We start from the raw sequence: 21158 nt of genomic DNA on the forward strand, positions 1-21158 counted from the left end.
CGTACAGGACGACTGCCCTGATTCGGAGGTGTCATGAGATCACCGGCGGCTGAGCGCGGGCGCGCCGTAAGGGAACGCCTGCTGAACGCGGCGGCCGAGCTCATCCCCGAACGCGGCTGGACGGCGGTCAGCACCCGGACACTCGCCGAGCGCGCCGGGGTGACGCCGAGCGTGGTGCACTACCACTTCCCCTCGCTGGCGAGCCTGCTGAACGAGGCCGCGACCAGCAGGATGAGCGCCATGCTCGCCGAGATGGACGAGCTGCTGGCCGGCGCCCCCGAGTCCGGCGCAGCGATCGGGACGATGCTCGCCTCGATCGACGCCTACAGCGGCACCGACCCCACCTCGCTGCTGTTCGTCGAGGCCTACCTGGCGAGCACCCGCGACGACGAGCTGCGCGAGCGGATCGCCGAGCTGATCGCCGGGTTCCGTGAGCGGTTCGGCGCGACGCTGGAGCGGCACGGGGTGCCCGCCCCGTACGCGACCGCCGCCGTGCTCGCGGCCTGCGTGGACGGCCTGCTGCTGCACCGCGGTCTCGGCCTGACCGCCGACGACACCTCGGCGGTGCTGCGCAGGCTGCTCACCGACCCTGCCGAGGAGGAATGACCGTGCGCACAGTGATCTGCGGAGCCGGCATCAGCGGGCTGGCCCTGGCCCATCGGCTGGCGGCCGAGGGCGGCGAGGTGGTGCTGGTCGAACGGGCTCCCGGGCGCCGCCCCCAGGGGTACATGATTGACTTCTTCGGTCCCGGGCTGGAGGCGGCCGAGGCCATGGGACTGCTGCCCGCGTTCGAGCGGGCGGCGTACCACTATCAGGGGCCTTCGACGCCCGCGTGAACCCGGAGGGATGCCCGTATGACCACGCAGCGACGCACGCAGGACGACGTGCTCGGCTACTTCGACACGCTGTCGAACTGGGGGCGCTGGGGCGAGGACGACCAGCTCGGCACCCTCAACCACATCACCGACGAGGTCCGCCTGGCGGCGGCGCGGGCCGTGCGGCACGGCAGGAGCGTGTCGTGCGCGTGGGAGGTCGCCGTGCCGCGCGACATGGAGCGCTCGACGATGGCCTGCCCGTGCGCGGCCGAGATGCCGGGCGCCGGGAACATGCCGTCGCCGACGTTCGCCAACGACCGGCGCTGGGGCTTCTCGACCGAGCGGCTGGGCCTCACCTTCCACGGCAACACCGTCACCCACCTCGACGCGCCGTGCCACATCATCTGGGACGGCAAGCTCTACAACGGGCGCTCGCACGAGCTGGTCGACGCCGCCACGGGGTCGGGGTGGGGCACGGTCACGGCCGCGGCGAACGGCATCGTCACCCGTGGCGTCCTGCTCGACGTCGCGGCCGTCCGCGAGGTGCCGTGGCTGGAGCCGGGTCAGGGCGTCTTCCCCGAGGACCTGGAGGCGGCCGAACGCCGCCAGGGCGTCCGGGTGCGCCCGGGCGATGCCGTGCTGCTGCGCACCGGCCAGGGCCGGGCCCGCCACGAGGGCGCGGCGGACAACGGCTGGACGCAGGCCGGCTGGCACGCCTCCTGCCTGCCGTGGCTCCACGAGCGCGGCGTCGCCCTGATCGGCGCCGACACGCCGCAGGAGGTCCAGCCGTCGGGCTACGACGACGTGCTGATGCCCGTCCACGCGGTGGCCCTCGTCGCGATGGGCCTGTGGCTCCTGGACAACTGCGACCTGGAGGCGTGCGCGGCCACGGCCGCCGAGCTGGGCCAGTGGGACTTCCACCTCGCCCTCACCCCTCTCCGCCTCGCCGGCACCTCCGGCAGCCCCGTCAACCCGATCGCCACCTTCTGATTCGTTTGTTCGGATCAACTCGAACAAAGCGATATCATCGACGCATGGGCGTCGATGAGTTCGTGGAGGACGCCGGCCTCTTCTACGAGCGGCTCGGGCTGAGCCGCACGTCAGGCCGGGTCATGGGCCTGCTGCTGACCGCCGACCCGGGCGGCGCCGACGCGCCGGAGCTGGCCGAGGCGCTGGGCGTGGCCAAGAGCAGCATGAGCGTGGCGCTGCGGCAGCTGGAGCAGGCGGGGCTGATCGAGCGGTTCCGGGTCAAGGGCGAGCGGCGCGACCGCCACCGCCTGGCGGAGGACGTCTTCGCCCGTGCCTTCCGCGCGAAGATGGCCGAGTTCGACGGCTTTCGCGCCCTGGCCGAGCAGGGGTTGCGCGCGGTGGGCGACGACCCGGTCCGACGGCGGCGGCTGGAGCTCATGCGCGACATGTACGCGTTCATGATGGACCGCTTCCCCCGGCTGCTCGACGAGTGGGACGAGCTCAAGGACCGCCGATGAGACCCTTACTGATCACCGTGGGCAGCCGTGGCGACGTGCAGCCGTACCTCGCGCTGGCCCTCGGGCTGCGGGCCGCCGGGCACCGGCCGCTGCTGGCGGCGCCGCGCCGTTTCGCGCCGCTCGCCGCCGCCCATGGCGTGGAGTTCGCGCCGCTGAACGACGAGATGCTGGGCTTGCAGGACACCGTCCGAGGGCAGGGCGTGCGCGCCGCCATCACCGCCGCCCGCTCGGTCAAGCCGATGCTGCGCCGGATGCTCGACGACCAGGCGGCCCTCACCACCGAATCAGCCGACATCGTCATTTATCACCCGAAGTCGCTGGGCGGCCCCTCGATCGCCGAGAAGCTCGGCGTCCCGGCCCTGGCCGGGCTGCTGGTGCCGCTCTACCTGCCCACCGCCGCCTTCCCCTCGCCGATCCTCCCCTTCCAGGTGCCGCGCGGCCTCAACCGGGCGAGCTGGCGGATCTCGGGGGCCGTCGAGGCGCCGTACCGGGGCACCGTACGCGGCTGGCGGGCGGACAGGCTCGGCCTGCGCGGCACGCCCAGGCCGGTGACGGCGCTGGTCGAGGCGGGCGACGTCCTGCACGCCTGGAGCCCGCACCTGCTGCCCGCCCCCGCCGACTGGCCCGCCGCCGCCCGTCTGACCGGCTTCTGGTCCCTGCCCACCGGCGGCTGGACGCCGCCCGAGCGGCTGGCCCGCTTCCTCGCCGACGGCGACCTGCCCGTCTACGTCGGCTTCGGCAGCTCCGCCGGCGGCGACCCCGGCAGGCTGACGGCCACGGTGCTGGAGGCCGTACGGCTGACCGGGCGCCGCGCCGTCCTGTCCACCGGCTGGGGCGCGCTGCGTCCCGAGGGCGAGCCGGAGGGCGTCCTGGTGATCGAGGAGGCGCCGCACGAGTGGTTGTTCCCGCGCGTGGCGGTCGCCGTCCACCACGGCGGCATCGGCACGGTGGCCGCCGCCCTGCGCGCCGGAGTCCCCCAGGTGGTGCGCCCGTTCCTGGGCGACCAGCCGTTCTGGGCCGACCGCCTGCACCGGCTCGGCGTCGCTCCCGCCCCCGTGACCGGCCGCCTCACCCCCGACCGCCTGGCCACCGCGATCGAGGCGGCGATCCCGCTCGCCCCGGCCGCCGGCGAGCTGGCCGCCCGCGTGACCGCCGAGGACGGCGTCGCGGCGGCCATCGCCCGCATCACCTCATGAGGCCGGCTCGTCGCGTCGTTCCTTCGAGCCGCGGATCCGCCGGGCGACGCCGTACCAGGCGGGCAGCTCGCGCTCGTCGTCGAACCAGCGGGCGACCACGATGTCGGTCGAGGAGTGCAGCAGGATCGAGGCCACGATGGTCACCGCCACGATCTGGAACACCTGCTGGGCGGCGCCGATCCCGGAGGCCAGGACGAGCAGGCCGTAGACGACCGAGGCGAAGCCCTTCGGGCCGAACCAGGCCACCGCGGCCTGCTCGCGGATCGACAGGCGGGCGCGCAGGAACGACACCCAGATGGCGATGGGCCTGGCCAGCACCAGCGCGCCGAGCGCGAACAGCCAGCCCTGCCAGCCCACGGCGAGCAGGGAGGGCGTGATGAGAGCGCCGAACACCAGCAGCGCCGCGAGCTTGAACAGCTCGGCGATCAGCTCGCCGAAGTGCTCGAACGACTCGCGCTGCCGTGGCCCGAAGGTGGCCACGGTGATGCCGGCGGAGAAGGCGGCCAGGAACAGGTTGCCGTGCGTGGCCTTGCCGATGGCGAGCACGAGCAGGCCGATGGCCAGGGCGTTGAGCGGCTCGTACTGGGTGGAGGCGGCGAACCAGCGGGTCTGCTCCAGCTTGATGGCCAGCCACGGCACCGCCACGCCGATCAGCACGCCGAGGCCGAGCTCGAGACCGAGCTCGCCCAGGTGCAGGTCGTGCGAGCCGGCGGCGATGGCCAGGAACACCAGCACGAACGGCAGCGCGAGCCCGTCGTTGACGCCCGACTCGACGTTGAGCAGCTGCCGCAGCCGGGGCGGCACCTTCTCGTTGCCGACCAGCGCGGCGGCGAAGACCGGGTCGGTGGGCGCCAGGATCGCTCCGACCAGCAGCGACTCGATCCAGCCCAGCCCGAGCAGGTAGTGCGCGCCGACCGCCGTGATGACCAGCGTGAGCGGCAGCCCCCAGCCCAGGGCCCGGCCGGGCAGCCGCCACGCGCTGCGCAGATCCTGCCAGCCCACGCGCATGCCGTCGGTGAAGAGCACCGCGAACAGCGCCAGCTCGGCCAGCGTGGCCACCAGCGGGTCGGCCGCCGTCAGCGAGACCACGCCCAGGACCCCGTCGCCGAGGACGAACCCGGCGACCAGGAACAGCGCCGCCGTGGACAGGATGGTGCGGTGGGCGAGGCTGGACAGCAGCACGGCCAGCAGGAGCAGGAGAGCGAACGCTGTCAGGAGCATGGGGGGCGGAGACCTCCGGTCGACATCCGAAGCTAGAGACTTCCGCCGACCAGACTTCCCGGCACACCGCGACCTACCGTAACAGCACCCGGTTCGCCGGTGTTCACCCGATCAGGTCACGCCGCCGCAGCGCGGCCAGGCCCACGCTCAGCAGGGCCGCGGCGACGCCGCTCAGCGCGGCCATGGTGACCGGCCCCGGGTCGGCGAGCGCCGAGTAGTGCACGTGCGCGAACGGGGACAGCCGGAAGACGCCGTCGCCGAGCACGCCGATCTCCCAGCCGAACTCCAGGAGCACGACCAGCGCGAAGGCCGCCCACGCGGCGACGGCTCCGGCCCGGCCGAGCAGCCCGTACGCGGCGGTCGCGAGAGCGGTGAGCACCCAGACGGCGGGCAGCAGCGCCATGGTCATGCCGAGCACGCCGGGCACGTCACCGGCGCCGATCCCGCACAGCACGCCGACGACGGCCAGCAGCGGCGCGGGCACGGCCAGGGCGATCAGCACGTGTCCCGAGGCCCATCGCAGCCGCCCGGTCGGCCCCGCCAGCAGGACTTCCGCGCTGCCGTCCGCCTCCTCCCGCCACAGCCTGGACAGCATCAGCAAGGAGCAGAGCGCGACGGCGTAGGCGCCGAAGACGTAGATCACCAGCCCGTAGAAGACCTCCGCGGCGCCGGCGGCGCCCATCCTGGACGCCCATATCGCCAGGCCAGGGCTCCGGCCGAACCGCTCGATCGCCTCCTGCCCGCCGAACCCCAGCACCAGCCCGAACAGCACGGCGGCGGCGAGCCAGGCGACCACCCCCGCGCGCTGCATCCGCCAGGCCAGGGCCGGCGGGGTGCGCAGCCAGGCCGCCGCCGTCGCCGGGCCCGCGCGATCGGGCAGCAGCCCGGCGCCGAGATCACGGCGCTCTTCCAGCCGGTACGCCAGCGCCACCAGCCCGGCGGCGACCAGGGTGGCCGCGGCGAACACCCACCAGCGCTCGCCGGCGTACGGTCGTGCCCGCAACAGCCAGCCGGTCGGCACCAGCCAGCCGAGCCACGCGGCGCCCGTCAGCTCGCTGATCCCGCGGACCAGGCACAGCGCGAAGAACAGGGTGAGCGTGCCCACCGCGGCCGGCCGGGCGCCGCGCGTCAGCTGCACGGCGACGGCGGCCATGCCCGTGGCCAGGGCGCCGCCGCAGCCCGCGACCAGGCCCCAGGCCAGCGATCCGGCCGCCGGCACGCCCGCCGCCGTCAGCAGCGCCGCCATCAGGACGGCGAGGACGGCGTTCGCGGCCAGGACGACGGTCAGCGCGGCGGTGAGCGGCGCGTGCCGGCCGACCGGCGCGGCTCCGAGGAGTTCGCGCCGCCCGGCCTGTTCGTCGGAGCGGGTGTGGCGGACCAGGAACAGCACACTGCCGAGCGCCGCGAAGATCATCGTGGCGGCGGCGCGCTGCTGGGCGGCGATGGCGCCGACGCCCAGCTCGTAGGCGGGGCCCTGCATGAGCAGCACGGCGGGGTTGGCGGCGATCTGCTCGGCGTACTGGCGGCGCGACTCCAGGGTGGGCAGCAGGGTCTCGATGGTGGCGACGGTCGCGTACGCGAAGCCGGCGACCATGAGCAGCCACAGCGGCAGCCGGACGCGGTCGCGGCGCAGGATCAGCCGGATCAGCGCGGTCGTCCCGGCCATGTCAGCCCGCCCTGCCGGACAGCGGCGTCTGGTAGTGGCGCAGGAACAGCTCCTCCAGGGTGGGCGGCCTGGCGGTCAGCTCGCGGACGTCGAGCTCCGCCAGCCGGGCCAGCACCCCGGGCAGCTCGCCGGTGTCCACCTGGCAGCGCACCTGTCCGCCCGCGTCCACGGCCAGGTCGTGCACGCCGGGCAGCGCCGCCAGCCCGCCGGGCGGGCCGGGCAGCCGGGCGGTGATCGCGGTGCGGGTCAGCCGGCGCAGGTCGGCGAGCGTGCCGGTCTCGACCGTGCGCCCGGCGCGGATGATCGTCACCCGGTCGCACAACGACTCGACCTCGGCCAGGAGGTGGCTGGACAGCAGGATCGTCCGGCCGCGCGCCCGCTCCTCCGCCACGCAGTCGCGGAAGACGGCCTCCATCAGCGGGTCCAGGCCGGAGGTCGGCTCGTCGAGCAGCAGCAGCTCGGCGTCGCAGGCGAAGGCGGCGATCAGTGCCACCTTCTGCCGATTGCCCTTGGAGTAGGCGCGGGTCTTCTTGCCGGGGTCGAGCTCGAAGCGCTCGATCAGCTCCGCCCGGCGGGCCGGGTCGACGCCGCCGCGCAGCCTGGCCAGCACGTCGATGACCTCTCCCCCGGTCAGGCCCGGCCACAGCCGCACGTCGCCGGGCACATAGCAGAGCCGGCGATGCAGCTCGACGGCCTGCCGCCACGGGTCGCCGCCCAGTAACCGGACGTGGCCGGCGTCGGCGCGCAGCAGGCCGAGCAGGATGCGCAGCGTGCTGGTCTTGCCCGCGCCGTTCGGGCCGAGGAAGGCGTGCACCTCCCCCTCGTGGACGGACAGCTCCAGGCCGTCCAGGGCCCGGCTCCTGCCGTACGTCTTGACCAGGCCGGTGATCTCGATCGGGTCAGTCATCGTCGTGCTCCCCGGTGATCCGGCGGCCGGCCGGCGAGCGGACGAAGTCGCCCATGGCGGCGTACACGTCGGCCATGGCGGCGCCGATGGCGGTGGCGTGCTCGCCCGACAGCACGTTCACGCCCATCCTGCGGCCGAGGTGGCCGTGCAGGACGATCGTGCCCGCGTGCATCGCGCTCATCACGGCGGCCGCGTCGCGGGCCTTGGCCGAGCCCGCGGGGAAGCGGTCCGGCCAGGTGCCGGTCAGGAACTCCTCGGTCACCCGGACCGCCCCCTCGAAGAAGGCGTCGGCGGCGGGGCTGCCGTCCACCAGGGCGCGGGCGAGGTAGCGGGCCATCGGCTCGCTCCCCTCGTACAGGGCGGCCAGTCCGCCCGGGTCCGGCTTGGCGACCTCGTCCTTCGAGCGTCCGACGAGCCGGTCGAGGACGTACGCGTCGCAGGCGTCGCGCAGCCCGTCCTTCGTGCCGTAGTGGTGCTGCACCAGGCCCACGGACACGCCCGCTGCCGCGGCGATGTCCTGCAGCCGGGCGGCCTTGACGCCGCGCTCGGCGAACTGCGCCAGCGCGGCGTCCCTGATCCTGGCGCGTGCCGTCAGGTCATCGAGCGGTCTCTCGCTGCCGTCCTTCATGCCGCGACCATACACAAATATGGTTTCCAGTATCTAGATATTGGCCGAGTTTTTCGCCGCTGATCGAATTCACCACGCCGGACCGCTCCTTGTTGGTACGTTCGTGGTCGGTGTGCCGGGAAGTCTGGTCGGCGATGCCGTAGTCGTCGATCATGAGAGGCCCCCTCGCATGCGCGCCCGCGATCTCACCGCGCCCTTTCCCACCGTCACGCTCGACACCTCCGTGCACGAGGCCGCGAAGCTGCTGGCCGAACAGAAGCTGCCCGGCCTCATCGTGCTCGACCAGCGGGGCCGGCCGCTGAGCATCCTGCCGGGCACCCAGGTGCTGCGGCTCGCGGTGCCCGCGTACTGCCAGGACGACCCGGCGCTGGCGCGGGTGGTGGACGAGGCGCACGCCGACCGGTTCCTGCGCTCCCTGACCGGCCGTACGGTCCGCGACGCCCTTCCCGAGCAGCCGCGCGAGCTGCCGATCACCGACCCGGGCGCGACCGTGCTGGAGATGGCGGCGCTGATGGCCCGTACGCACAGCCCGCTGGTGGCGGTGGTGGAGGACGGGCGGCTGATCGGCGCGGTGACGCTGCAGGCGCTCATGGACTGGGCCGTCGCGGACTGACGGTTTCCTGACGCGGAGAGCCATGGACAGCAGCGCTTTATTTTGTTTACGATACCGTTCCGTTAATTATTGAGGGAGTGGCGATGGACACCGACGTTCTCGTAGTGGGTGCCGGGCCGGTCGGCCTGGCCCTGGCATGTGCTCTCCTCCAGCACGGCGTCTCCGTCCGCGTGATCGACAGGGCCGCGGCCCCGGCCACCACCTCGCGGGCCAACTTCGTCCACGCGCGCGGCTCCGAGGTGCTCGACCGGCTCGATGCGCTCAGCGGCCTGCCCGAGGAGTCGGTCAGTGCGATGACGATCACCACCTACGCCGGCGACCGCGCCATCATGCGCGTCAGGTTCGGCGACCCCGGCATGAAGACCGCCGCTCCCCCGATGGTGATCTCCCAGGCCCGCGTCGAGGCGCGGCTGCGCGACCGCCTGGCGGAGCTGGGCGGCACACCGGAGTGGGGCTCCGCCCTGGTCGCCGCCGATCAGGACGCCGACGGCGTCACCGCCGTGCTGGGCGACGGGCGCACCGTGCGGGCGCGCTGGCTGGTCGGCTGCGACGGCAGCGGCAGCACCGTACGCAAGCTCGCCGGCATCGGCTTCCCCGGCGTCAAGCTGAGCGAACGCTTCCTGCTCGTCGACGCCCGCCTCGACACCACCCTCGACCGCTCGGGCACGAGCGGCTGGGTGCATCCGGAAGGCATGCTGGGCGCGATGCCCATGCCCGGCGGGCACTGGCGGCTGCTCGCCTACGACCCCGCCTTCCAGGACGACAAGCCGGGCGAGGAGCAGATCGCCGAGCGCATGCGCCGCATCCTGCCCGAGCGCACAGGACTGCGGGACATCCGCTTGCTCGACGCGTCGTGGGCGTCGTTGTTCCGGGTGCATCGACGGCTGGCCGACACCTACCGGCGCGGGCGCGTCCTGCTGGCCGGGGACGCGGCCCACGTGCACGCGCCGTTCGGCGGGCAGGGCATGCTCACCGGCGTCGGCGACGCCGAGAACCTCGCGTGGAAGCTGGCCCTCGTCGTGCGGGGCCGGGCCGGGGAGGGGCTGCTGGAGACGTACGAGGCCGAACGGCGCCCGCTGGCCACCCAGGTGCTGCGCGGCAGCAGCGCCACCACCAAGGTCAACATCGCCTCCGGGCCCTTCGGCCGCTTCCTGCGCGACCGGGTTCTCGTTCCCGTGTTCAACATCGCGTGGTTGCAGCGGCGGGTCACGTACACGACGTCCCAGCTGTGGGTCAGTTACCGGCGCGGGCCGCTCGGGGGCGGCGGGCGGCGGCCGCGTCCCGGCGACCGGATCCCCGACCTGGACTGCACGCGCCCCGACGGCACCCCCACCCGGCTGCACGCCGAACTGCGCGGCCGCTGGGCGGTGCTCGGCGACCGCGCCGCGTTCGACGCGGCCCGCCTGCGGCTCGGCGACCTCGTGGTCCACCTGCGGCCGACCGGCCCCGCGCCCACTATGCTCGTACGCCCGGACGCCCACCTCGCCTGCAAGGGCGGCCCCGCCGAGATCACCCGCCGGCTGGACGGAGCACTCGCTTGACCGCCGCCCGAGGACGCGGACGCCCCCGCGACCCCGAGACCGACGCCGCCATCCTGCGCGCCGCGCTGGAGCTGTTCATCGAGCGCGGGGTCGAGGGCACCAGCATCGAGCAGATCGCCAAGCGCGCGGGGGTGGGCAAGCTCACCGTCTACCGCCGCTGGACCACGAAGGAGGACCTGATCGCGCAGGCCGTCGAGCAGCTGGTCAGCGCCGACATGGTGCCCACCCCCGGCGAGGTGCGGGCGCTGGCGCCGCAGGACATCATCGAGGCCGGCCTGAAGACGGCGGCGGAGACGACCGCGAGCCCCGCCTTCCGCGCGCTGGCCGCCCGCATGATGGGCGCGGCCGTCAGCCACCCGCAGCTCATGGCCGTCTACTGGCGGCACCACGTCCTGCCCCGCCGCGAACTGGCCACCGCCATGCTCCGGCGCGCCCAGCAGGACGGCACGGTGGCCGAGGACGCCGACCTCGACGTGCTCATCGACATGATGGCCGGAGCCGTCACCTGGCGCGTCCTCCAGCCCGACCCACCGGACGCCGACGGCATGCTCGACTACCTCAAGAGCGTCTACCGGCAGATCGGGCTGTACCCCCGATGACTGAGCCGGAAAAGGTGGCAGAAACGTGACTTTTTCGGTGATGTCGATGGCGCGATGATGACGTGGTGGGGCCAGACGGGTGGCGGCGGTGGGTTTGGGCCGGGTGCATAACGGTCACACCTTTTGCCGTCGCGCTGCTGCTCGATCCCCAGGAGAACGGCTTGGTGGACCAGGCGGGCTGGGTGGCCAGCGCATTGGGCCCGACGGTCGCGATCCTCCTCCTCGTCCTCCAGAGCAGAGCCGCACAGCGTGAGCAGGGTCAGAGCCGGATCACGGACGAGACCGGACCCGTCGCACCCGCGGTACGCGTCGGTCCCGCCGCCATGCCTCCCGTCGAGACGGTGTCCACGACCTTCCGGCTGTGGGATCGCACGGGCGAGCGGACGACACTGCGCTGGAGGCTGCTCGACGGCTCGGGTGGCGTGGTCGTCGTCAGCGGCGAGCCTGGCATCGGCAAGTCGCGGCTGGTGAGCACGGTCCTGGACGATCTGCGCAAGCGGCGCTGGTCGCCGGTGCGCCCGCACATCATCTCCTACGAGGCCGCGCCCGACCGGCGATTACCTTTGAGCGCGCTGGTCGACGACATGGAACGGCTGCGCGGGGTCCAGCCGGTCGCGTGGGAAAAATACGAGCCGCATGCGCCGGCGCCCGATCAGTTCAGGGCGGCGCTGGAGGCGCTCGGCAAGAGATGCCTGGTGATCATGATCGAGAGCGCCGAACACCTGCTGGACGCCGGAATCGGGGAGATCGCCGATGAGGAGTTGAACGAGGCGTTCACGACTCTCGCCACCACGACCGGTCACCGGGCCTACGTGCTCCTGGTGACGCGGACGGCGCCGCGGGCCTCGGAACGCCACGTCTGGCCGGCGATGGCGACTTCCTTCGAAGTCGGCGCGCTGCCCGTCAAGGACTTCACCCGCTACTTACGCGAGCTGGACAAGGCCACCGGGCACGACCTGGCCAGGCCGCTGGCTGCCTACCACAAGCAGTTACGCGGCAATCCACGTCTTGCCGAGCTAGCGCACGCGATCTTCACCTCACAGTCGTTCGACCACCACAGGCTCGCCTCCATCGTGCTGGGCACCGGAGCCGACGGCCTGTCACGGGCCCTCACCGACGAGCTGGTCAAGGGGCTCGGCCTCGTCGCACGTCGCGTGCTGGAGGCTCTAGACGCTTTCGGCACGCCGATCGACGCCGCTGGGGTGTGCGCCGTCCTCAACGAGGAGCCCCCCGAGGGCCCTGTGAAGGACATGCTGGCGACGCTGGCAGGGAAGGGCGTCGTACGGACCACCCCTGACGGCCGGTACTACCTGCCGCCGTCCGAGGCCGACTGGCTCGGACGCGGCACGCGGCAGGAACGACTCACCGACGCGCAACGCAGCATGCTGCTGTACGAGAGCGCCAAGCGGCTGTTCCAGCGCCGGGTACGGCCCGCCGGGGGCATCGAGGACCTGCGCGCCGACTTCGCCGGCCTGCGTGCTCATCTCCGGACAGGGGTGACCTTCAACCACGCCTACGACCTGATCGACTCTCTCGACGCGGTTCTGGCTCCCTGGAACCGCGGTTACCTGCTCATCGAGCAGCGCGAGGCGCTCAGGGGGCGGCTCGACAATCCGTGGTGGGCACAGCAGAACGAGAACGCGCTCGGGTATCTCTATGCCGCGCAAGGGAGGTTCGCCGAGTCGATCGAGGCATACGGCAACGCGCTGCGTCGTGCCCGTCAACGGGATGACGTGCTCAATCGCATCAGGATCGAGGTGAACCTGGCCGGAGCCTACTGGTGGCACGGCGACGTCAAGGCGGCCTGCGCCAAGTACGGCGCGGCCAGGAAGGACTGCGACGAGAGCATCCGCAGCGATCCTGACAGGTACGACGCGCTCCGGGCGGTCCGGCTGGGCGCCCTTGAGGGGTTGGCCGACTGCCACCAGCACCACGGCCGCTACGACGAGGCGCTGAAGCTCGCCCAGCTGGCCATGGACGAGCCCGAAGATGAGGCGTATCCGGACACGGAGGAAGGCTGGGACGCCGCCGCCCGATGCGTCGGCATAGCGCTGAAGCTGGCCCGATGGCACATCGAACTCGATGAGGGCGAGGAGGTCGATGGCCTCCTGATCCGCGCGAAGGCGGAAATAGAGCGTCAGGAGAGGCGACCGCGCCAGGCGAGGCGCATCCGGGAGGATCTCTGGGCCTTCTACAACGCGCGAGTGGCCGGAAATCACCTCCTGCAGGGGCGCTTCCAGGCTGCCGTCCCGATGGCGAACCTGGCGGTGGAGGACTCGCTGAAGTTCGGCGATCCGGCGACCCTGCTCCTGGCTCAGACGAGCCTGTGCTACGCGTACCTGCTGGGTGACGACGTGGACGTGGTCGAAGCCACTCGGCAGATCGAGAGCGCTGCACGGTACCGGCGGCCGGGCGGCCCGTTCATCGTCCCCGCGCTCCAGGCGATGGTCGCGCCTGGCTCCGATGACGCTCGTGCTCGTTTCGAGCAGCTCCTTGAGGAGACCCGCCAGCGCATCGAGCACGATGACGACGACATCACAGCCTGGAACTACCGCGGGTTCGCCATGTGCGGTCTAGGTGACCGTTTCAGCGTGGAGGAGGCCCGCGAGACCTTCGGCACGGCACGCGAGAAGACGCGACGGTGCGCTCCGAACCGGGTGGGTCTCATCGTCCCCATGGTCGAGCTGCTCGATCGCCGGAGTGCGACGCCGGGCCGGTTGCAGCCGGTCATCCGGGACCTCCGCACCGCCCGCGCCCGCCCCGCCGGCGCGTGACCCATGGGCCGTTCTCAGCGGGACGGTCCCCGGGAGCCCGCGACGGTGTCCCCTTCCGGCTCCACGTCCGCGCGTAACCAGCCCTCCGCCTGCGCGCGGACGATCGCCTGGATGCGGGTCGAGACGCCCATCTCCTGGTAGAGCGTCTGCAACATCCGGAACATCGCGCGCTCCGAGTATCCCGACCGCCTGGCCAACTGGGCGACCGTCGATCCCGCGGCCAGCTGTCGTAGCCACGACAGTCGCCGCGCAGTGAGGAAGTCCGGAACCCCGTCGGCCGACCGCGGTCCTGAGGTGAGCGCGCTCGCCACAGCCGCAGGCATCACCGCCTGCCCATCGGCCGTCGCCTCGACAGTCCGGCGCAGGGCTCCCGGCGTCATCTCGCGCTCGAGCACCGATCGCGCGCCGGTACGCACCGCTCTGGCCCCGATCTCTCCTGGATCGTCCTCGCCGATGATCGCGATCACGGCGTGCGTTCCTCCCTCGTCGCATAGCCGTTCGAGGAGGTCCCAGTCAGGCTCTCGGACGAGCGTCAGCAGGACCAATTGCCGCCTGCCACGTCGCACCCATGCCAGCACGTCCGCGGGAGTCTCGACGTCGTGGCCCGCGGCGGACAACACAGTGGCGACCCCCTGCCGGAACATGGGCAGGGGGTCGACAACCGCGACGTGGACGGCCACCGCAGACAGGAGTCCCTTCTGGATCGCTAGAGCCTAAACACCACGGTCGCCGAGCGCCCACCCGGAGGTGCCGCTCCGGCGGATCCCTGCCGCTCACCGGACAGGTTCGTGCCCATAACCGTTCGTGGACCTGCGGTGCGGGCGCTTCCTAGCGTCGAGGAAGATTCCTGCCAAGGAGGTCTCATGGGCAATCCCGCCCGACCGGCGCATTACGTCCTGGTGACCAGCACCAAACCCAAGCAAGCGTGGGACGGCAAGCATGACCTGGTCGGTGAGCTCCCGCCGGAACTTCGGGCGGCCATCATCGGTGCCATCGACGACATGGTCAAGCTTGGGCGGATGTCGATGGACAAGGTCTCAGCGGAATTCGTGTACAAGAAACTTCGTAACGGGCAATTCTGGGGCCGTATCCGCCAGGCCAGCGAACCTCTTCTCCGCGACCTGATCGACACGATCATTAGACAAGAGAGCCGCCGGCGACCCCCGGAGCAGGCATAGCTCCCAGCCGTCAAAGCTCCCCATGCTCGTGGGAGCCGGCTCAGGGGATGGCGCGCATGATGGTGGTGGCGGCGTGGTGGAGCCAGGTCTCCTCCTCCTTCTCCGGGGAGGGGCGGGCGAGGGCGTCGAAGAGGACGCCGTCGAGCTGGGCCACCAGCATGCGGGCCGCGCGCCCCGCGTCCGGGACGCCGGCCGCGCGCAGGCCCTCCTCGGCCATCCGGACGAACCGCTCGCCGGCGGCGTTTAGCTCGGCGCGCAGCAGGGCGCCGTCCCCTGCGTCGAGGGAGAGCTGCATGCGGGCGCGGGTGCGGATCCTGGCCGGGCCGAGCCAGTGCTTGAGCAGGCCGGCCAGGGTGGCGGCGGCCTGGTCCCTGGTGCTCCACGCGCCGGGCGGGAGCCGGGTGACCGCGGGCTCGTCCAGCTCAAGCAGGCGTTCCAGGACGCCTTCGAGCAGCGACCGCCGCGTACGGAAGCAGCTGCTCGTGCTGCCCGCCGGCAGCCCGGCGCGCGCGTCGGCGGCCCGGTGCGTGAGGCCGCGCAGGCCCTGCTCGGCGATCACCTCGATGGCGGCGTCGGCCGCGCGCTGACGTCGCGTGCCCAGTCGCGTGCTCAGTCCCGTGCTCAGGCCCGTGCTCAGTCGCGTGCTCATGGGTGGCGCTCCACGGTGACGGGCACGCCGTTGAGCACGGCCGTGCCGCTGACCTGGTCGAGGCGGGCGGGGTCGGTGACGGCGTTGGCGCTGGGTCCTGGCAGCTCCCGGGCGACGGACAGCCGGACGCCGGGCAGGTCGTGGCCGTACCCGTGGGGCAGGCTGACCGTGCCGGGCATGACGTCGGCGCTCGCGCTCGCCTCCACGGTCAGCTCGCCCGCGGCCGAGCGGACGGTCACGAGGTCGCCGTCGCCCAGGTCGCGGGCCGCCATGTCGCCGGGGTGCATGAGCAGGTGGTGGCGGGGCCGTCCCTTCACAAGGCGGCGGGAGTTGTGCATCCAGGAATTGTTGGCGCGCAGGTGCCGGCGTCCGATCAGGAGCAGGGCGCCGGGGTCGGGCGGGCGCAGCAGCTCCGTCACGGCGTCCCTGGCGGCGGCCAGCAGGACGGGAGGGGCGGTGCGGACACGGCGGCGCGGGGTCTGGAGCCGCCGGGGCAGGCTGGGCCGCAGCTCGCCGAGGTCCGCTCCCTGCGGCAGGCGGCGCAGCCGGTCGAGCGTCAGCCGGTAGGGGCCGGTACGCAGGCCGAGGTCCACGATGCGGTCCGGCCGCAGCCGGAGCATGAGGGCCGCGCGCAAGGCGCCGCGCCTGATGCCGTACCGGCGTGCGAGTTCGCGGAAGATCTCCCAGTCGTGGCGGGCGCCGGGCGGCTTGGGCAGGACGGCGGGCACGTAGCGGGCGGTGTCGCGGACGGCGAGCAGGTGGAAGATCAGGTCGTAGTGATCGCGTTCGAGCGGCCCCGTCGGCGGGAGGATGACGTGGGCGTGGCGGGTGGTCTCGTTGACGTAGAAGTCGACGGAGACCATGAAGTCCAGCCCCGCCAGCGCCTCGTCGAGGGCGGGCCCGCCGGGCGTGGACAGCACGGGGTTGCCCGCCACCGTGACCAGCCCGCGCACCTGCCCGGCGCCGGGCGTCGAGATCTCCTCGGCGAGCGCCGCGACGGGCAGCTCGCCGCCGAACTCGGGCAGCCCGCGCACCCGGCTGCGCCACCTGCCCTGGCGTCCGGGGTCGATCTGCCGGGTGGCGATCGGGTCGACGGCGGGCCGGGCGAACATCGTCCCGCCCGGCCTGTCGAGGTTGCTGGTGACGATGTTGAGCAGCTGGATGCCCCACTGGCAGAGCGTGCCGAACCGCTGCGTGGACACGCCCGTCCTGCCGTAGCAGGCGGCGGCGGGCGCGGCGGCGAACTCGCGGGCCACCCGTCGCACCGTGCCGGGCGCGACGCCGGTGGCGGCCTCGACGCGTTCTGGAGTGAAGGGTTCGAGGGCGCGGCGGACCTCGCCGAGGCCGTCCACGTACGTGGCGGGCCTGGCCAGGCCCTCGTCGAGGATGACGCGTACCAGGCCCAGGATCAGCGCGGCGTCGGTGCCAGGCCGGATGAAGTGGTGCTCGCCGCCGAGCCTGGCGGTCTCCGTCCTGCGCGGGTCGAACAGCACCATCTTCCCGCCGCGCGCCAGCAGCGCCCTGATGCGGCGCGGCAGGCCGGGCGCCGTCATGAGGCTGCCGTTGGAGACGGCCGGGTTCGCGCCGAAGACCAGGAAGTACGCGGTGCGGTCGATGTCGGGGACGGGGACCAGCCACTGGTTGCCGTACAGGAGCCGGGCGACCACCTGGTGCGGCAGCTGGTCGACCGAGCTCGCCGAGAACCGGTTGCGGGTCCCGAGCAGGTTCGCGAACGCCGGCGCGTGGGTCATGGCGCCGAGGCTGTGGGTGACGGGGTTGCCGAGGTAGACCGCGACCGCGTCCGCGCCGTGCCGCCGCCCGATCCCCGCCAGCTCCCCCGCGACCAGGTCGAACGCCTCCTCCCAGCCGATCTCCCGCCAGCCGTCCCCGGTGCGCCGCACCGGTGTGCGCAGCCGGTCGGGGTCGTCGTGCAGGTCGGCCAGGGCGAGCGCCTTGGGGCAGAGGTGCCCTGCCGACAGCGGATCGTCCTCGTCGCCACGGATGTCGATGACCCGGTCGCCGGACGTGGTGACGCGCAGCGCGCACATCGCCTCGCACAGGGTGCAGCGGCCGGGCCGGGTGATCGCGTCCATGACTACAGTTGTAGCACCCTCCCGCTACAGCTGTAGCAACGGGTCAGCGCGGGCGGCTCAGGGCGGCTTCCGCCAGGTCCGTCCACTGCTCGGACGCGGAAGGCGGCACGACCACCCAGTCCTTCACCACCTTGCCCTGCCCCATCGGGTCGAACAGGGACGCACCGTCCAGCTCCAGCGCGGCGTCGTACTCCGGAGTGTCCCTGACCAGGCGGAACACCATCGCACCGTCGCGTTGCAGGTTCGCGAACACCTTCCCCGCCCGATCCTTGAGCGCGGGCCTGCCCATCATCGTGGAGATCCGTACGCCGAGGTCGGCCAGCTCGGCGCCGACCTGCTGGAAGTGTTCGTCCGGGGTCATCATGATCGATACCTTAAGGCGTCATCCGGGGCCGCAGATGCCCATGGCCCGGCCGGCCAGTGCGGCGTCCTCGGCCGCGTCGAGGAGCGCCATCGCGTAGTCGGCGCGGGTGAGCTGCGCCGCCCCGCCCGTGGCGTTGTCCTCGAAGTCGATGTGCACCCGTCCTGCGGGCGGCTTGTCGTTCAGCATGGTCGCGCGGGCGATGGTGTAGTCGAGCCCGCTGACCTGCAGCATGCCCTCCGCCCGCGCGAGGTCCACGTAGGCAGCGCGGAAGAACAGCCAGGCCAGGGTGACCGCGAGCCTGGGACGGGTGGCCGGCACCGACCTGCTGCTCGTCATCACCACCCGCCGCACGCCGGCATCGCGCATGGCGGTGATGAGCGTGCGCGCGATGCCGCTGCCGCCGACCGCGGAGATGACGGCGTCCTGCCCCTGGACGGCCGCGCGTACGGTCGCGAGGTCGTGCGCGTCGCCCGCGATCACGCCCGCGAGGCCGCCGCGGTCGGTGAGCAGCTCGGGGCGGCGGGCGAAGGCGGTGATCTCGTGGCCGCGCGCGGCGCCCTGGGCCAGGACGTGCTTTCCGGTACGGCCGGTCGCGCCGATGACGAGGATCTTCACGGTATGGCACCTTTCTCTATGGCGAGTTGCACTATAGCCATACGATCAGGTTATAGTGCAACTCGCAATAATGAAGAGAACACCAGCGAAGGGGCCTCGACCATGTCCGAGAACGCCGAGATCACCGCCCTGCTCACCCGCCTGGCCGACGCCTGGAACGCGGGCGACGCCACCGCCTACGCCGCCCTCTTCACCGAGGACGCCGACTACATCACCTTCGACGGCACCCACACCGAGGGCAGGCCGGACATCGAGGCCACGCACCGGTGGCTCTTCGACGGGCCGCTCAAGGGCTCCACCATGCCCGCCCCCGCCGGGCCCCGGTTCAAGCGGCTGGCAGACGGGGCCGTACTCGTGGTCTCCAAGGGCGGCACCGCCGTCGGCGGGCAGCTGCGCAGCTCGACCGTCTCCTTCACCGCCGTCCGCACCCCCGGAGGGTGGCGGTTCGCCTCCTTCCAGAACACCCGGGTGAGCGCGCCTTGACCTGGAGCGCACTTCAGCTCCTAGCCTCGAACTCACCGTGAGGCGCCGCGGGCATCCGACCGTCATCGACGACAGGAGAAGTCGCGTGAAGACCCTAGAGCTGGGGCGTACCGGCGAGCAGGTGAGCAGGCTCGCCCTGGGCTGCATGATCATGGGCACCGTCACGCCGGAGGACGAGTCCGTCACGATGCTCGACCGGTACGTGGCGGCCGGCGGCACCTTCCTCGACACCGCCGACTGCTACTGCTGGTGGGAGAACCGGGGCAGTCTCGGCGGCGAGAGCGAGGAGCTGATCGGCCGCTGGCTGCGCCGGTCGGGCAGGCGTGACGACGTGTTCCTGGCCACGAAGGGCAGCGCCGTCGTCCGCGACCTGGACGCCGTCTGGACCGGCGAAGGGCCCGACTGGGAGGCGGCCTACCGCACCTTCGTCGGCGCCGGGGCCGAGACGCTGCGCGACGCGATCGACGGCAGCCTGCGCCGGCTCGGCACCGACCACGTCGACCTGTACTACGTGCACGTCGACGACCGGGCCACGCCGCTCGAGGAGACGCTGGAGGCGCTGGCCGGCATCGTCCAGGCGGGCAAGGCCCGCTACATCGGCTGGTCCAACGTACGGACCTGGCGGCTGGAGCGGATCAGGCAGCTGTGCGCGCAGCACGGCTGGCCGGCGCCGGTCGCGCTCCAGCAGCAGCACTCCTACCTGCGCCGCCGGGCCGGGCTGCGGCACGCCTCGATCGTGGACGACGAGCAGCTCGACTACCTGGAGACGCACGACGACCTCACACTGGTCGCCTACTCCCCCATTCTCAAGGGCATCTACGACGACCCGGCCAAGCGGCGCGGCCACTGGGCGATGGACCCGTACGAGGGCCCGGACGCCGAGGCCAGGCTGGCCGCGGTCGCCGAGGTGGCCGCGGAGGCGGGGGTGACGCCGAACGCGCTGGTCCTCGCGTGGCTGATGCACCAGAGCGCGCCGAGCATCGTCCCGCTGATCGGGCCGCGCACCCTTCAGCAGTACGAGGCGGCGCTGCCGGCCCTGGACGTCAAGCTCACCGACGACCAGCTCGCCCGCCTCGCCGCCGCCGGCGCCTGATCACTTCGACGGCCCCTCCGGCCCTGAGCGGGGCCGGAGGGGCCGTCGCTGTCATGCCAGGCCGTCGAGGCGGCTGAAGGCGGACCCGTGGGATCAGGTCATGGCCGACCCGCGCCTGTGGCACTTCGCCTTCCATGCCACGCCGAGCACAACCGCGACCTGGGTGCCTGGGGGATGCCGCTGCTCTACCTGCGCGGCGCGTACGGCATCGGGAAGGCGACCCCGCACCTCGGCGCCTACCGCGACGGCCTCGCCGCCGCCGGGAACCGGGCCGTCGTCGCCGGGCTCGTCCCCACCCCCGTCCACTACCTCCCCGAGGAGAACCCGGCGGGCACCTGGCAGGCCGTCGGCGGCTTCGTGAAGACGGGGCCGGGCCAGGGCCCGGCCCCGCATGTCACTGGGCGCGGAACGTGCCCGCGGCTCTCAGGAGACCGGGGCGGGTCCTGGTCAGACGCGCAGGATCTTGGGGCCTGCCTCCCCGTAGCGCTGCGCCGCCGCCCTGGGCAGTTGCTTGCCGGTGATGACCCAGGTCACCTGGTCGAGCTCGCCGAACTTGGCGAAGCTGGCCACGCCGAACCTGGTGTGCTCGCACACCAGCACGCACTGGCGGGCCGCCTGCAGCGCCGCCGTCTTGGCCGCGGCCACCGTCGGGTCGGGAGTGGTCAGCCCGCGTTCGATCGACACGCCGTTGGTGCCCATGACCGCGAGGTCCACGTTCAGCTCGGCGAGCATCGCCGTCGCCCACTTGTCGACGGTGCCCATGGTCGCCGGGCGCAGCCGCCCGCCGACGATGATGACGTCGTGGTCGGAGTTGCGGCCGAGCTCGGCGGCGACGGTCACCGACCGGGTCACCACCGTCATCCTGTTCAGCCGGCGCATCGGCCCGATCAGGTCCTCCGGCAGGGCTCCCTCGTCGATGAAGACGGTCCCGACGTCGGCCATCATCGCGGTCGCCGCCTCGGCGATCGCCACCCGCTCCTGGGTCTTGGCCTTGTGCCGGTGCTCCAGCGGCGTCTCGTACCGGCCGATGTCGGTGGGGTAGAAGACGCCGTACGAGCGGACGATCAGCCGCTGCGCCTCCAGTGCCCGCAGGTCCCTGCGCAGGGTCGCGGGCGAGATCGCGAACATGTCGGCGATCTCGGAGACGACGGCACGGCCCTCGCTGCGGACGTAACCGAGGATGCGCTGCTGACGGTCGAAGGCACGACCTTGAAACACGCTCGACATCTGCTGACA

At 72.5% G+C, this 21158-nt stretch carries 22 protein-coding genes and 1 pseudogene; 12 read left to right on the top strand and 11 right to left on the bottom strand.

Going from position 1 to position 21158, the window contains the following annotated elements; translation table 11 throughout:
- Positions 1-33: 33 nt before the first annotated feature.
- From AB0K18_RS36990 to AB0K18_RS37010, 5 genes and pseudogenes are all read left to right on the top strand, one after another.
- Complete coding sequence (locus tag AB0K18_RS36990; protein ID WP_364924226.1) at positions 34-606, top strand: TetR/AcrR family transcriptional regulator; 573 nt, start codon at positions 34-36, stop codon at positions 604-606.
- A gap of 2 nt (positions 607-608) precedes the next feature.
- Positions 609-785 (top strand): annotated as a pseudogene (locus tag AB0K18_RS36995) (FAD-dependent oxidoreductase); the annotation flags it as partial.
- A gap of 69 nt (positions 786-854) precedes the next feature.
- Positions 855-1805 carry a cyclase family protein gene (locus AB0K18_RS37000; protein ID WP_364924229.1) on the top strand — a complete coding sequence of 317 codons (951 nt, stop codon included), beginning with the start codon at positions 855-857 and terminating at the stop codon, positions 1803-1805.
- 44 nt (positions 1806-1849) lie between these two features.
- Complete coding sequence (locus AB0K18_RS37005; RefSeq protein WP_364924232.1) at positions 1850-2302, top strand: MarR family transcriptional regulator; 453 nt, start codon at positions 1850-1852, stop codon at positions 2300-2302.
- Positions 2299-3498, top strand: coding sequence for a glycosyltransferase (locus AB0K18_RS37010; RefSeq protein ID WP_364924234.1), 1200 nt, complete (start codon positions 2299-2301; stop codon positions 3496-3498). Before AB0K18_RS37005 ends, AB0K18_RS37010 begins: the two co-directional genes overlap by 4 nt.
- Here the strand turns inward: AB0K18_RS37010 and AB0K18_RS37015 are convergent.
- The 5 genes from AB0K18_RS37015 to AB0K18_RS37035 all read right to left on the bottom strand — a co-directional run bounded on the left by AB0K18_RS37015 (position 3493) and on the right by AB0K18_RS37035 (position 8074).
- Positions 3493-4719: a cation:proton antiporter gene (locus AB0K18_RS37015; RefSeq protein ID WP_364924237.1), complete on the bottom strand. Its 1227-nt coding sequence runs from the start codon at positions 4717-4719 to the stop codon at positions 3493-3495. The genes AB0K18_RS37010 and AB0K18_RS37015 overlap by 6 nt on opposite strands.
- A gap of 103 nt (positions 4720-4822) precedes the next feature.
- A complete protein-coding gene (locus AB0K18_RS37020; RefSeq protein ID WP_364924240.1) occupies positions 4823-6385 on the bottom strand; it encodes a hypothetical protein in 1563 nt (520 codons plus the stop codon).
- 1 nt (position 6386) lies between these two features.
- Positions 6387-7292 (bottom strand): ABC transporter ATP-binding protein, encoded by a 906-nt coding sequence (locus tag AB0K18_RS37025; protein WP_364924243.1) that lies wholly within the window; start codon positions 7290-7292, stop codon positions 6387-6389.
- Positions 7285-7920: a TetR/AcrR family transcriptional regulator gene (locus tag AB0K18_RS37030; RefSeq protein ID WP_364924246.1), complete on the bottom strand. Its 636-nt coding sequence runs from the start codon at positions 7918-7920 to the stop codon at positions 7285-7287. Before AB0K18_RS37030 ends, AB0K18_RS37025 begins: the two co-directional genes overlap by 8 nt.
- Positions 7889-8074, bottom strand: a complete 186-nt coding sequence (locus tag AB0K18_RS37035) for a hypothetical protein (RefSeq protein WP_364924248.1) — start codon at positions 8072-8074, stop codon at positions 7889-7891. Before AB0K18_RS37035 ends, AB0K18_RS37030 begins: the two co-directional genes overlap by 32 nt.
- A 15-nt stretch (positions 8075-8089) precedes the next feature.
- Between AB0K18_RS37035 and AB0K18_RS37040 the strand changes: the two genes are divergently transcribed.
- From AB0K18_RS37040 to AB0K18_RS37055, 4 genes are all read left to right on the top strand, one after another.
- Positions 8090-8533 (top strand): CBS domain-containing protein, encoded by a 444-nt coding sequence (locus AB0K18_RS37040; protein ID WP_364924250.1) that lies wholly within the window; start codon positions 8090-8092, stop codon positions 8531-8533.
- 83 nt (positions 8534-8616) lie between these two features.
- Entirely contained in the window at positions 8617-10074 is a 1458-nt protein-coding gene (locus AB0K18_RS37045) for an FAD-dependent oxidoreductase (protein WP_364924253.1), read from the top strand.
- Positions 10071-10673 (top strand): TetR/AcrR family transcriptional regulator, encoded by a 603-nt coding sequence (locus tag AB0K18_RS37050; protein ID WP_364924256.1) that lies wholly within the window; start codon positions 10071-10073, stop codon positions 10671-10673. Before AB0K18_RS37045 ends, AB0K18_RS37050 begins: the two co-directional genes overlap by 4 nt.
- 164 nt (positions 10674-10837) lie before the next feature.
- Positions 10838-13447 (top strand): tetratricopeptide repeat protein, encoded by a 2610-nt coding sequence (locus AB0K18_RS37055; RefSeq protein ID WP_364924567.1) that lies wholly within the window; start codon positions 10838-10840, stop codon positions 13445-13447.
- A gap of 14 nt (positions 13448-13461) precedes the next feature.
- Here the strand turns inward: AB0K18_RS37055 and AB0K18_RS37060 are convergent, their stop codons facing one another.
- Positions 13462-14127, bottom strand: a complete 666-nt coding sequence (locus AB0K18_RS37060; protein ID WP_364924259.1) for a hypothetical protein — start codon at positions 14125-14127, stop codon at positions 13462-13464.
- Positions 14128-14310: 183 nt separating this feature from the next.
- Here AB0K18_RS37060 and AB0K18_RS37065 point away from each other — a divergent pair, with 183 nt between their 5' ends.
- Positions 14311-14625 carry a hypothetical protein gene (locus tag AB0K18_RS37065; protein ID WP_364924262.1) on the top strand — a complete coding sequence of 105 codons (315 nt, stop codon included), beginning with the start codon at positions 14311-14313 and terminating at the stop codon, positions 14623-14625.
- Positions 14626-14665: 40 nt separating this feature from the next.
- On the opposite strand, the gene AB0K18_RS37070 is transcribed toward AB0K18_RS37065, so the two are convergent.
- Genes AB0K18_RS37070 through AB0K18_RS37085 form a run of 4 tightly spaced genes read right to left on the bottom strand, consistent with a single transcriptional unit; the run spans position 14666 to position 18346 of the window.
- Complete coding sequence (locus AB0K18_RS37070; RefSeq protein WP_364924264.1) at positions 14666-15274, bottom strand: hypothetical protein; 609 nt, start codon at positions 15272-15274, stop codon at positions 14666-14668.
- Positions 15271-17367: a molybdopterin-dependent oxidoreductase gene (locus AB0K18_RS37075; RefSeq protein ID WP_364924266.1), complete on the bottom strand. Its 2097-nt coding sequence runs from the start codon at positions 17365-17367 to the stop codon at positions 15271-15273. The genes AB0K18_RS37070 and AB0K18_RS37075 overlap by 4 nt, the downstream gene beginning before the upstream one ends.
- Before the next feature lie 43 nt (positions 17368-17410).
- Positions 17411-17731: a hypothetical protein gene (locus tag AB0K18_RS37080; protein ID WP_364924268.1), complete on the bottom strand. Its 321-nt coding sequence runs from the start codon at positions 17729-17731 to the stop codon at positions 17411-17413.
- An 18-nt stretch (positions 17732-17749) separates the two neighbouring features.
- Positions 17750-18346 carry an NAD(P)-binding oxidoreductase gene (locus tag AB0K18_RS37085; RefSeq protein ID WP_364924271.1) on the bottom strand — a complete coding sequence of 199 codons (597 nt, stop codon included), beginning with the start codon at positions 18344-18346 and terminating at the stop codon, positions 17750-17752.
- A gap of 102 nt (positions 18347-18448) precedes the next feature.
- Between AB0K18_RS37085 and AB0K18_RS37090 the strand changes: the two genes are divergently transcribed.
- Positions 18449-18829 carry an SgcJ/EcaC family oxidoreductase gene (locus AB0K18_RS37090; protein ID WP_364924274.1) on the top strand — a complete coding sequence of 127 codons (381 nt, stop codon included), beginning with the start codon at positions 18449-18451 and terminating at the stop codon, positions 18827-18829.
- Between the two features lie 85 nt (positions 18830-18914).
- Positions 18915-19922 carry an aldo/keto reductase gene (locus tag AB0K18_RS37095; protein ID WP_364924277.1) on the top strand — a complete coding sequence of 336 codons (1008 nt, stop codon included), beginning with the start codon at positions 18915-18917 and terminating at the stop codon, positions 19920-19922.
- 447 nt (positions 19923-20369) lie between these two features.
- Here the strand turns inward: AB0K18_RS37095 and AB0K18_RS37100 are convergent, their stop codons facing one another.
- On the bottom strand, positions 20370-21149 hold the full coding sequence (locus tag AB0K18_RS37100; RefSeq protein WP_364924280.1) for a DeoR/GlpR family DNA-binding transcription regulator: 780 nt from the start codon (positions 21147-21149) through the stop codon (positions 20370-20372).
- Between the last annotated feature and the right edge of the window lie 9 nt (positions 21150-21158).

It is taken from the genome of Nonomuraea sp. NPDC049421 (genome assembly GCF_040677005.1).
GTDB classification, from domain to species: domain Bacteria; phylum Actinomycetota; class Actinomycetes; order Streptosporangiales; family Streptosporangiaceae; genus Nonomuraea; species Nonomuraea salmonea.